8 protein-coding genes are annotated in these 12,337 nt (G+C 58.5%); 1 reads left to right on the top strand and 7 read right to left on the bottom strand.

The window, feature by feature from the left end; genetic code table 11:
• Window positions 1-55: 55 nt before the first annotated feature.
• The 6 genes from PREDE_RS07475 to PREDE_RS07450 all read right to left on the bottom strand — a co-directional run bounded on the left by PREDE_RS07475 (window position 56) and on the right by PREDE_RS07450 (window position 8,333).
• Window positions 56-739 (bottom strand): hypothetical protein, encoded by a 684-nt coding sequence (locus PREDE_RS07475; protein ID WP_005846111.1) that lies wholly within the window; start codon window positions 737-739, stop codon window positions 56-58.
• 117 nt (window positions 740-856) lie between these two features.
• Window positions 857-1,585: an HAD family hydrolase gene (locus PREDE_RS07470; RefSeq protein WP_005846109.1), complete on the bottom strand. Its 729-nt coding sequence runs from the start codon at window positions 1,583-1,585 to the stop codon at window positions 857-859.
• Window positions 1,582-2,943 carry a glucose-6-phosphate isomerase gene (locus PREDE_RS07465; RefSeq protein WP_005846107.1) on the bottom strand — a complete coding sequence of 454 codons (1,362 nt, stop codon included), beginning with the start codon at window positions 2,941-2,943 and terminating at the stop codon, window positions 1,582-1,584. Before PREDE_RS07465 ends, PREDE_RS07470 begins: the two co-directional genes overlap by 4 nt.
• A 2-nt stretch (window positions 2,944-2,945) precedes the next feature.
• Window positions 2,946-3,941 (bottom strand): NAD(P)H-dependent glycerol-3-phosphate dehydrogenase, encoded by a 996-nt coding sequence (locus PREDE_RS07460; protein ID WP_005846105.1) that lies wholly within the window; start codon window positions 3,939-3,941, stop codon window positions 2,946-2,948.
• A 5-nt stretch (window positions 3,942-3,946) separates the two neighbouring features.
• Window positions 3,947-5,683 carry a lysine--tRNA ligase gene (gene lysS, locus PREDE_RS07455; RefSeq protein WP_005846103.1) on the bottom strand — a complete coding sequence of 579 codons (1,737 nt, stop codon included), beginning with the start codon at window positions 5,681-5,683 and terminating at the stop codon, window positions 3,947-3,949.
• Window positions 5,684-5,915: 232 nt separating this feature from the next.
• On the bottom strand, window positions 5,916-8,333 hold the full coding sequence (locus PREDE_RS07450) for an alpha-L-arabinofuranosidase C-terminal domain-containing protein (protein ID WP_005846101.1): 2,418 nt from the start codon (window positions 8,331-8,333) through the stop codon (window positions 5,916-5,918).
• A gap of 124 nt (window positions 8,334-8,457) precedes the next feature.
• On the opposite strand from PREDE_RS07450, the gene PREDE_RS07445 reads away from it, so the two are divergent.
• Complete coding sequence (locus PREDE_RS07445) at window positions 8,458-10,575, top strand: TonB-dependent receptor plug domain-containing protein (RefSeq protein ID WP_005846099.1); 2,118 nt, start codon at window positions 8,458-8,460, stop codon at window positions 10,573-10,575.
• A 279-nt stretch (window positions 10,576-10,854) separates the two neighbouring features.
• Here PREDE_RS07445 and dnaA read toward each other — a convergent pair whose 3' ends face one another.
• Window positions 10,855-12,264 (bottom strand): chromosomal replication initiator protein DnaA, encoded by a 1,410-nt coding sequence (gene dnaA, locus PREDE_RS07440; RefSeq protein ID WP_015310327.1) that lies wholly within the window; start codon window positions 12,262-12,264, stop codon window positions 10,855-10,857.
• Window positions 12,265-12,337 lie beyond the last annotated feature (73 nt).

Here is a 12,337-nt window from a genome sequence, read left to right as displayed (position 1 = left end):
TTCCCATGGCAATGATAGGTGTTGCCGCCATCGTCATCCGGCAGAAGCGGGGCAATTACTTGCTTCCCGCTTCTTCCTTTTGGGGTTCGGGTGCATTCTTTTGGGAGTCCGGCACGCCCTGTTCCGTCTGCCGCGCTTGCTCCGTCCGTTCCTGTTCAGCCCTCGCCCGTTCGTTTGCGATCCGCTTTTCTTCCAGTGTTTTCTTATAAGCGTTGACGATGGGATCTTCGTCGTAGGTGTCCATCTGCTTGAACGACTTGCGCATTTTGACCAAGTGCTTCTGGTCACGACGGTAGCGTTTGTCGAGCATCTTTGCAAAATCAAACGGAAGATTAAATGCAGCTTTCGAGGCCGCATCCTCCGCCATTCCCTCTCTGATGGCTTTGCCAAAGTCCATGACCGGTCCTTTGGTACCGTCCTTGCCCCATATCGTTACCTCACTGATGCGCTTGTTGTTGGGAATAAGGAAGGTGGAGTCCTTGGCCTCCTTGAGCAACAAGCGCTCGGTCAGGTAGTTGGCCTTGTACACCGACAGCGTATCGAACTGTTCTGGAATATAGCAGATGCCCCGATAATTGGTGGTGTCCCGGTATCCATCCTTGGTCCACACGATTGCATCCCGAATGGGTACGCGCGTCTCTATATCGCACACAACAAACTTACGCAACGGCTTTTGTGGTTCCTGGCCTTTCGCACACAGCGGGGCCAAAAGCAGAAAAAGGAAGAGAATCTTTCTCATAATTTGTGCAAAGATAACCGATTCTGAGACGAGGCTTCGCCGTTGTTAGAACCTTTTATGTTATTTTTCCTTATCAAGCCTTAACATGTCATGGCATTCCGCCAAGTCCCAAACTCATTATACAAAAGTGTTTGTCAGTCTGTCCCAGTCGGCTGCCAGTTGCCTGATATTCAGATAAAGCAGATTGGCACCCTCCGCAAGCAGGGCCTCATCGGGTAATGGCCCGCTGTTGACCGCCACGGTAAAGATGCTTGCCGCCACGCCGGCACGCACGCCAAGCGGCGCATTCTCCACGACGATGGCCTCCCAAGGCTGCAGGTGGCCGGCCTTTTGCAGTCCCATGAGATAAGGGTCGGGGCTGGGCTTGCCCCGTTTCACGTCGTAAGCCGTCACAATGTGACGTTCGTCAAGGTATGTCCCAAAGTCATCGAGCAGCCGATTGATGAGAGGCCGCTGGCCGCTTCCCGTCACCACGTTCACCGTCATGCCGGCCGCTGCAATCCGTCGCATCAGCTCTTGCACGCCCTCAAAAATGGGAGCCACCGGCATTTCGTGGAAGATACGGGTCTTCTCGTCATACATTTTCTGGGCTTCCTCCAGTGTTATGTCCACGCCTTTCTGCTCTTTCACAAAATGACGGATGGTATCAATGCCTCGTGCGCCCTCGGTAGCATAGGCGTCGGCCTTGGTCATCGTGATGCCAAACTTGCGCATCGACTCCACCCACGCCACGGCATGATTGGGCATGCTGTCGTAAAGCACGCCGTCCATATCAAAAAGAACGGCCTTGGGAGCGAAAGTCCCAAAGCCGTGTTCTTCTAAATACTTGCAAATGGCTCCGTTCATGCTTCCTGGGCGAGACGCTCCTGAATGGCCTTGCTCTCGGCCTCGTAACCGGGTTTGTTGAGCAAAGCGAACATGTTCTTCTTGTAAGCCTCCACACCCGGCTGGTTGAAAGGATTCACTTCTTCCAGCAGACCACTGACGCCACAGGCCCTCTCAAAGAAGTAAATCAGCTGGCCGAGGTAGTATTCGTTGAGTTGAGGCATGCTGATGCGGATGTTGGGCACACCGCCGTCCACGTGAGCCAGGCGTGTGCCAAGCTCTGCCATCTTGTTCACTTCGTCCACACGCTTGCCGGCGAGGAAGTTCAAACCGTCGAGATTTTCCTCGTCAGCCGGGAAGTCGAGCTTGCGCTCGGGCGTCTCCACCGAGATAACCGTCTCGAAAATGCTGCGCTCACCATCCTGAATCCACTGCCCCATGGAGTGCAGGTCGGTCGTGAAGTCGCAGGCTGCGGGGAAGATGCCTTTCTTGTCCTTGCCCTCGCTCTCTCCATAGAGCTGCTTCCACCACTCGGCGATGAAGTGCAGCTTCGGCTGGAAATTAGCCACAATCTCTATCTTCTTGCCGGCCTGGGTGTAGAGTCCCTGGCGCACGGCAGCATACTGGGTGGCGGGATTCTCTGCAAAAGGCACGTCGGTACCCGTTGCCTTCTCCATATCCTGCGCTCCCTTGACCAGTGCCTTGATGTCGAAACCGGCCACGGCGATGGGCAGCAGACCCACCGGAGTGAGCACGGAGAAGCGGCCTCCCACGTTGTCGGGAATAATAAAGCTCTTGTAACCCTCCTTGTCGGCACACGTGCGGGCGGCACCTTTTCTGGCATCGGTCACGGCCACGATCACGTCTTTGGCCTCATCCTTGCCACGCTGGGCCTCGCACTGCTTCTTGAGCAGACGGAATGTCAGGGCCGTTTCGGTGGTTGTACCCGATTTGGAAATATTGATGACGCCGAACTTCTTGTTCTTCAGATAGTCGGTAAGCTCAGCCAGATAGTCCTCGCCGATATTGTTTCCGGCAAAGAGTATGTTGGGATTCTTGCGGTCATCGTTCACGAGCCAGGCAAAGCTGTTGCCCAAAGCCTCGATAACGGCACGGGCGCCCAGGTATGAACCGCCTATGCCGGCCACCACCACCACCTCGCACTTGCTACGCAGCGTGTCGGCCACGGCCTGAACCTCGGCAAGAAACTCATCGGAAATCTCGGTCGGCAGATGGAGCCAACCCAGAAAGTCGCTGCCCTCGCACGTGCCGTTTTCCAGTGCCTCCTGGGCTGCCTTTACCCTCGATTCATAGCTCTCCACGGTTCCTGCGGGCAGAAACTGGACAGCCTTGCTTGTGTCTAATGTAATGTTCTTCATCTTTATCTAAATGAATCTGTTAATAACTTTATCTCTATCTGTGGGTTGATGCGCTCGTAAAGAATGTTGTAGACCGCATCGAGGATGGGCATGTTGACGTGCATGTGGCGGTTGATTTCCTTCATGCACTTGGTACCAAAGTAGCCCTCGGCTATCATTTCCATCTCGATTTGCGCCGACTTCACGCTGTATCCCTTGCCTATCATCGTTCCGAAAGTGCGGTTGCGCGAGAAGTTGGAGTAGCCTGTCACGAGCAGGTCGCCCAGATACACGCTGTCGTAGATGTTGCGCTCGATGGGATAGACAGCCGTCAGAAAGCGATTCATTTCCTGCACGGCGTTGCTCATCAACACCGCCTGGAAGTTGTCGCCATACTTCAATCCGTTACAGATGCCGGCAGCAATGGCATATACATTCTTGAGCACCGACGAGTACTCTATGCCCACCACGTCGCTCGATGTCTTGGTCTTGATGAAGTCGGAAGTCAGCACATCGGTAAAGGCGCACGCTTTCTCCAAGTCCTTGCACCCCACCGTGAGATAGCTCAGCCGCTCCAACGCCACCTCCTCGGCATGTGAGGGGCCACCGATGCAGGCCAAATTCTCATAGGGTACGTCGAACACTTGGTGGAAATATTCAGAGCAAACCAAGTTCTCTTCAGGCACGACACCCTTGATGGCTGTCACGACAAACTTCTCACGCAAACCGGTCTTGAGCTTCTTCAGATGGTTCTTCAGGTAAGGCGACGGCGTGACATACACCAACGTATCATAGGCTTGCACGATCCTGTTGATATCCGACGAGAAGAATATCTCGTCCACATCGAAGCGGGCCGACGCCAGATAGGCCGGGTTGTGCCCCAGTCGCCTGAAGTCCTCGATGCGGTCTTCACGACGCATATACCAGCCGATGTGGTGCGTATGCGTCACCACAATCTTGGCAATGGCCGTGGCCCACGAGCCTCCGCCAATGATAGCTACCTTACCTACATTGAACATTGCGCTTACCTTTGCCCAGCCAAGTCAATCCATTGCTGGATTTCCTCCACGGCGGGCTTCTCGTAACCCAGTTTGTATTTCTTGTTGATTTCACCGAGTTTCTGCTGCAGCCCCTGTGCCTTCTCGTCCTTGATGTCGGCAATCAGGTTGAATCCGGCCTTGCGCAGCACGTACACCCAGTCTTCGGCCACGCCCAGTTCGGCCCACTCCTTCACGCTGCTCTGCGGTATTTTTCTCTCGGGCTTGAGCTGCGGGAAGAGCATCACCTCCTGAATGTTGGGCTGTCCGGTCATGAGCATCACCAGGCGGTCGATGCCAATGCCGATGCCGCTGGTGGGGGGCATGCCGTATTGCAGGGCACGCAGGAAGTCCTGATCGATAATCATGGCCTCGTCGTCGCCCTTGGCGGCCAACTTCATCTGGTCAACGAAACGCTGCTCCTGGTCTATCGGGTCGTTCAGCTCAGAGTAGGCATTGGCCAGCTCCTTGCCATTCACCATCAGCTCGAAGCGCTCGGTGAGCCCAGCCTTGGAGCGGTGCATCTTGGTCAGCGGCGACATCTCCACCGGATAGTCAATGATGAAAGTGGGCTGGATGAACGTGCTTTCGCAGAACTCTCCGAATATCTCGTCGATGAGCTTACCCTTGCCGAAAGTCTCGTCCACCGTGTCCATCTTCAGTTCTTCGGTGGCAATCCTGTAGATTTCTTCCTCGGTCTTGCCGGCCAGGTCGAATCCTGTCTTCTCCCGAATGGCTTCCAGAATGGGCAGACGACGGAACGGTGCCTTGAAAGAGATCACGTTGTCGCCGTTCTTTACCTCGGTCGTTCCGTTCACGGCGACGCAGATGGTCTCGAGCAACCGCTCTGTGAAACTCATCATCCAATTGTAGTCCTTGTACTGCACGTAAAGCTCCATGCAGGTGAACTCCGGGTTGTGGAACTTGTCCATACCCTCGTTGCGGAAGTTCTTGCCTATCTCGTACACGCCCTCGAAGCCGCCCACGATGAGTCGTTTGAGGTAGAGTTCGGTGGCAATGCGCATGTACATGTCGATGTTCAGCGCATTAAAGTGGGTGACAAACGGGCGTGCGCTCGCGCCGCCGGGGATGCTCTGCAGCGTGGGAGTCTCCACCTCGGTATAGCCGGCCTCGTCGAAGAAGTTGCGCATGGTGCGCAGCACGACGGCCCGCTTGAGAAAGGTTTCCTTGACACCGTCGTTCACCACCAGGTCCACATATCGCTGGCGGGCCCGCAGTTCTGGGTCGTCGAACTTGTCGTAGGCCACGCCGTCCTTGTATTTCACGATGGGCAGGGGCTTCAGACTCTTGCCCAGCACCGTCAGTTCCTGGGCGTGTACCGACACTTCGCCGGTTTGTGTCATGAACACAAAGCCCCTGATGCCTATGAAATCGCCGATGTCGAGCAGCTTCTTGAACACCTTATTATATATGTCTTTGTCCTCGCCCGGGCAAATATCGTCACGGGTAATATAGACCTGAATGCGGCCTTTGCTATCCTGAAGCTCCACGAAACTGGCCTTGCCCATCACCCGACGGGTCATCATGCGGCCGGCAATCAGCACCTCGCGCTGCTCGCCCTCCTTGAACCCGGCCTTGATGTCGGTGGAGAAAGCATTGGTGGGAAACTCGGCGGCGGGATAAGGCTCTATGCCCATGGCGCGGAGTTCCTGCAGACTTTGGCGACGGCCAATCTCCTGCTCACTTAACTCTAAAATGTTCATGTCTGTTCTATTCGAATATATTCTTTCCGTTGTGCAAAGTTAATAAAAAGAATTTAAAGTTGCTGCGGATTTAATAATTAATAACCACGCAACGCACAATCTCCGTGCAACGGGGTGCAACCCCTCGGGCAAGGAGTCTCCGACGAGGCCTTGCCGCCCGGCAAAAACAGTTGCCCCGTGCATTCCCTCACAGGAAATGCACGGGGCAAACCGATGTTGGCAAGGGTGGTCCCTACTTCAGCCGGACAATGTTCAGCGAGTTGGCCGGCACGTCGAGCGTCACGCCCTCGCTGTCGGCACTAAGCACTTGCTCCACGGGCACCACGCGCATGGGCTCGTCGATGGTGTTCTCGCTGGTGCCTTTCTCGCCGGCTAGCCGGATGACGCGGGCATGCTTCGAGGCGTGGTTGCGCAGGTTGATGCGGGCCGTGGTGGCCTGCCTGTTGGTGTTCACCAGTTTCACGATGTAATCGCCGCTGGCCTCGTCGTAGGTGGCACTGGAGAAGAAGCCGGCAAAATCGTTGGGCTTCAGCTTGGCAGCCAGGATTTGGCGACCGTCAAGTCTGGCCGTAATGCTGTCGCCCTTCACGTGCAGCTCCACGTCGTACCAGCGGCCCGTCTCCACATGGCCGTCTACGGCAGCTATCTGCATCTTGCCGCCGTCCACCACTTGCTCGATGCCGTGCTGTCCGTTGCCCCATCCACCGATGTTGAGCCAGCTGTAGTTGTCTTCATCCACATAGTTGAACACAACGATGAATCCCTCCCGGCCGTCGTCCTTGCGGGCTTTCACGCGATAGGTGTACTCGTCGCTGGTGAAGCGGTTGGGGTTCAGACGGATGGCCCCGTCGGCATACGAGGTCTGGCGCAGCACGCCGTCCTGCTCGGCCCAGCTTCCGCTCACGTCCACCCGGTCCACCTGCTTGCCCGGCACATTGGCCGTCGTGGTGAGGCTGGCGTCGCGGAAACTCGACTGCGTCTGCCAGGTGGCCACGCCCACCTGACAGGTGGCCGGCTTCATCTTCACCTCGTCGGCCTTCGTCTCGTAGGGGTTGTGCTGCACGGTTTTCAGGATGCGCGTGCCCACATTGCGGGCCATCAGCTTCTGCACATAGTACGAGGGCGTGCCGAAACTGCGGCCGGCATCAAACTGAATCATGTCGGGCCGCCAGCGCGTTTCGTTGATGTTGGCAAAGATAGGAGCGTAGCTGGCCATCTTCACCACGTCGGCATTGTTCTCCATGCCCATCATGAACACGGCCTCGCCCAGGGCGGCATTCACGTTGCCCACCTTGCCGAAGCCCTGCGTCACGGCGTATTCGCCCACGTAGATGCCGAGGCCTTGACGGTCGTAGCCGTCGTAGTGGTGGAACTTTTCAGCAAACCACCGCGGTGTGCGGTAGTAATGCTCGTCGAGCAATTCCACCTGCTCCTTGGAGTCCCACGTGGGGGTGTCGGTGCCCCAGGCGGCTACATTGCCGATGAGGTGCATCTTGGGATAGCGCGCCAGCACGGCTTCCTTGAACAGTTGGAAGCGTCGATAGTAGTTGTCGCTCTGCTGGCTGGCGTTGGGTTGGTTGTTTTCATTGCCTATCTCCAGGTACTCAATGTTGAAGGGTTCCGGGTGGCCGTTGCGGGCGCGCATGGCTCCATACTTGGAGGTCACGGGGCCGTTGGCGTATTCCAGGGCGTTGAGCGTCTCGTCGATCCAGGGCTGCAGCGAGTCCACGGGCGTGAAACCGCCGTGCCAGATGCCCACGTTGACCACATAGAGCGGCTTGGCGCCGAGGTCTTCGGCCAGCTGTAAGTACTCGTGAAAACCCAGTCCATCACTGGTGCGGTAGCCCCAGTTCACGTTCATGTGGCCCACGCGCTCCTCCACCGGGCCGATGGTACGGTCCCAGCGGAAAGCATTGTCGGGGCTGTCCTGCCCCTCCACGAAACAGCCGCCGGGGAAGCGAAAGAACTTGGGCTGCAGGTCGACCAGCATCGTGGCCAGGTCGGGGCGCATGCCATTAGCCCGGTTATTGAACGTGGGCGGGAAGAGCGACACCATGTCGAAGTCCATCACGCCCTTGCCCGTGGCCGCAAACCAGAGGTAGGCCTTGGCGTGGTTCACGCTGCTTGTCATCGTGGCCTCGTAGCGGGTCCACTTGCCCGAGAACTGCTTGCCCTCGAACTCGGCCTCGGCAAACTGCCGCTTGCCGCAGCCGCAGCCCAGATAGGCCTTGAGCTTGCCCTTGAGGCGGCCCTTGGCCCAGAAGCTCAGCTTGTAGGTGCGGCCCTGCACGGAGGGGATGCCCCAGTAGCCCTCGTTGTAGAATCCGTCGCCGTCGCCGCCGAACGTCACCTGCAGGGCATGGCCCTGCACGCGGTTGAGCAGCCCCTTGGAGGTGAGCCTCAGCACGGCGTTGCCCTTGGCCCTCCAGTGTTCGGGCTCGTCGGCATTGTCCTCGAACGAGCGGTTGCACACCAGTTCGGCATAGAGACCGCCGTCGGCGGCATGGTTGATGTCTTCGTAGAAAATGCCGTAGAGCATGGGCGAAACCTGCGGTCCCGGCCGGGCGGCGTCGAGTTCCACCGTCACCTGGGCCGAAACGCCCACCGCACCGGCCAGGAAGGCCGAGAGAAGGAATGGTTTGATGTGCATGTTGATTGGGTTTTGGTATGGTTGAAAAACGGGTTAGATTGTTTGGCAAAAATACACTTTATTCTCCGTTTTCACGGCAATATTACAAAGATTAACAGAAAATTGTGTATCTTTGCACCGTTTTATGAACACAAAACCTTTCAACCAGCGCACTGCGCTTGTCTTCAAACACTTCAACCGCAAGGGCTACAGCCTCTTTGCCGCCTTGGGCAAAGAGGTGCTCATCAGCGTGCTGAGTGTCGCGACCCTGACCCATGCCAAGGCCGACGGCATTGCCACACGCCCCTTGATGGAGCCCGACTCGGTGAGTTTTGGAGAGCAACGCATCGACGAAGTCCAAGTCATGGGCTCGCGCGCACCGCTGACTGCCTTGCAGTCGGCCAAGATCGTTGAGGTGATTTCGCGCGATGACATCAACCGTGCCGAGGCGCAAACCATCAACGACATCCTGAAACTATCCACCGGCGTAGACGTCCGTCAGCGCGGTGGATTTGGTGTACAGACGGACATCTCCATCAACGGCGGCACATTCGACCAGCTGACGATACTGCTCAACGGCGTTCCGTTGTCCAGTCCGCAGACGGGACACAACGCAGCCGACTTCCCCGTCTCGCTCTCAGACATAGAGCGCATCGAGGTGCTCGAGGGGGGCGCGGCACGCGTCTTCGGCTCGTCGGCTTTCAGCGGCGCCATCAACATCGTGACGCGGCCCGCCCGCACCACGCGTCTGCGGGTGGCGGCCGAGGGCGGTTCGTTCGGCACAGTGGGCGGCGAGGCCTTGCTGGGCTGGGCTCCCAAGGCCAACCTCACGGCCCCGCTGGCCACCCATCACCAGCTCTCGGGGGGCTACGTGCGGAGCGACGGCGGCACGGCCAACTCGGCCTTCACCAAGCGGCGCGCCTTCTACCAGGGCGACGTGGAGGGCCGATGGGCCGACATGAGCTGGCAGGCGGGCCTCTCCTCGCAGGACTATGGGGCCAACACGTTCTACTCGGCCAGGTTTCCCAACCAGTATGAGGAGACGCGACGGCTCATGGCCTCGGTGGGCGCCGTGGTGCGGCCGTTGGCCGACAGCGAGAGCCGCTGGGGCCGGTCGCTGCGGCTGCAGCCCATGGTCTACGGGCACCGCGACTACGACCACTACCAGCTCACCCGCGGACAGCAGGGCGCCAAGGCCGGCGAAAACTATCACCGCACGGACGTCTACGGGGCCTCCCTCAACCTCACGGCCGACTGGCTGCTGGGCAAGACGGCCGTGGGAGCCGACCTGCGCAAGGAGCACATCCGCTCCACGGCCTACGGCGAGCTGCTGGACGAGGCCCGATGGAAACCCATCCACGGCTCCGACCGCCGGTACACCCGCGAGGGCAACCGCACCAACACGAGCCTCTTTCTGGAGCACAACGTCATCGTGGGCGGCCTCACGCTCTCGGCCGGACTCATGGCCAACCGTAACACAGGGCTCGACCGGCGCTTCCGCCTCTACCCGGGCATCGACGTGAGCTACCGCCCCGGCGACGCCTGGAAGCTGTATGCCGGCTGGAACAAGGCCTTGCGCGTGCCCACGTTCACCGATCTCTACACCGACAACCCAGCCCAACAGGGCGACCCCACGCTCAAACCCGAGCGCAACTCCACGTTCAAGCTGGGCGCGCGCTACCGCACAACAGGGCTGGAGACCACGGCCAGCGCTTTCTACAGCAAGGGCAACGACCTGATAGACTGGGTGTATGAGACTGCCGCTTCGACCAAATACAAGGCCATGAACATTGGCAAGCTCGACAATATGGGCCTCGGTCTCGACGCCACGCTCGACCTCTCGACCCTGTTCCATCTGGGCAAGGTTCAAGGTTCAACCCCCAAGGCTCAAAGCTCAAAGCCCAAAGTCGAAAGCCCGCCCGTGCTGCTGAAGCTGGGCTATGCCTACATCCATCAGCACCACGAGACCACGCGCAGCATCCACCGCTCGCTCTACGCGCTGGAATACCTGCGCCACAAGGTCGTGGCCGAACTCTCCCACCCCGTCGTTTCGCGGCTTTCGGCCTCGTGGGCCCTGCGCTGGCAGCAGCGCATGAACGGCTACCACCCCTATGCCAAGCTCGACGGAAAGCTCGCGTGGACCGAGCGCACGTGGCAGCTTTACGTCAAGGCCGACAACCTGACTTGCCACCGCTACTACGACCTCGGCACCGTGAGGCAGCCGGGGCTGTGGGTCATGGCGGGCGCCAGCCTCACCCTCTGAATGCGGCAGCGGCCGGCCGTCGGCCAGCCATTGCGCCGTCAACGCGTCGCCGTCACGGCGTAATCGCCGCGCCGTTACGCCGCAATCGCAACACGATTACACCGCCATCGCGACACGGCTGCACCGTCATTGCGGCACGGCAAAACAGCCATGGCGATTCACCTTGCAGGGCCACACCCCGTGTACGGCCGCCAAAACCCAGCCCTTGGCCAACGGCCAGGGGCTTTTTCATGGAAAAAACGTGAATGGACGGCTCGTGCAACAAAAAAGCTCAAGGGGCTACCCCTTGAGCTTGAAAGAATTCTCGATGCTCATCATTTCCTCGCTGAATGCCCCGTCCACCTGCATGCGCTTCTCCACCTGCGCGCAACTGTGAATCACGGTAGAGTGGTCTCGGTTGCCCACGAGCTTGCCAATGCGGCTGGCCGGCATCTTGGTGTACTTCTGTGCAAGGTACATCGATACCTGGCGGGCCGTCACAAAGTCGCGCTTGCGGCTCTTGGAGTTGACCTGGGCCACGGTGACGTTGTAGTGGGTGCACACCTTGTCCATAATGTCGTCGACGGTGAGCGGCGTGTCGTCCACCTTGACGGCGCGCTTGATGATACGCTCGGCCAGCCGCATGTCAACGTTGCAGTCGTAGACGATGGAATAGGCCATGAGCGAGTTGATGACGCCCTGCAGGTCGCGAACGCTGCCGCTGGCCGTCTCGGCAATGTACTGTACGACGTCGCGCGGAATCTTGAGGCCGTCGCGATGAATCTTGTTTTCGAGGATGTCGATGCAGAGCTGCGTGTTGGGCTTCTCGAGCTCGGCGATGAGGCCGCAGGAGAAACGGGTGAGCAAACGGTCGGGCATGCCCTTGAGATCAACGGGCGGACGGTCGGAGGCAAGGATGATGCGCTTGCCGTTGCGGAAGAGATGGTTGAAGATGTGGAAGAACGTTTCCTGCGTCTTCACGGCCGTAGCCCACTCCTGGATGTCGTCCACGATGAGCATATCGATGGTTTGATAGAAGCCGATGAAGTCGTTGATCTTGTTCTGCATCTGGGCATTGGTGTACTGAACCTGAAACAGACGCGCGCTGACATAGAGCACGCGCTTCTGCGGATAGAGCTGGCGGGCGTGCACGCCAATGGCATTAATGAGGTGGGTTTTGCCGCAGCCCGACGGCCCGTAGATGAACATCGGGTTGAATTGCATGGTGTTGGGGTGCTCGGCAATGGACATGCCCACCGAGCGTGGCAGCTTGTTGCTGTCGCCCTCGATATAGTTGTTGAAGGTGAGGTGCGGGTTGAGCTGGGAGTCAATCTGCTGCGGACGCGCGGCGTCGAGCACCGTGGGGCTTTGGTTGGCCCGGCTGCGGGGGGCGGGTTGCTCCACGGCATCGGCCATGTCGGAGGCAATGTCCTGCGAGAGGTTGTGCTCCTTGTCGGTCACTACATGGTAGGTCAGGTGGATGCCGGCCCCGAAACACTTCTCCAATACCGTGCCCAACAGCCCGATAAACTTCTCTTCAAGATAGTTGTAGACATAGGGGCTGGGCAAGCAAATGTGCACCGTCTTGTCGGCTTCGTCGAAGCACTGGAAGACGATGGGCTTGAACCAAGTATTGTATATCTGCTCGGAGACATTCTCTCGAATCAGTGCGAGAGACCTGCCCCAGCGGGCATCCGCGTTCACTTTCATGTGCAAAAGGAGGTTTAGGACCTGCTCCACCGAGTGCCGGCGGCTCTTAGTCTTATTGCGATTGCAAATTTAG

This window comes from Prevotella dentalis DSM 3688, assembly GCF_000242335.1.
GTDB classification, from domain to species: Bacteria; Bacteroidota; Bacteroidia; order Bacteroidales; family Bacteroidaceae; genus Prevotella; species Prevotella seregens.
Note: the sequence above shows the minus strand (reverse complement) of the source record. Positions and strands in the feature narration are given on the sequence as shown.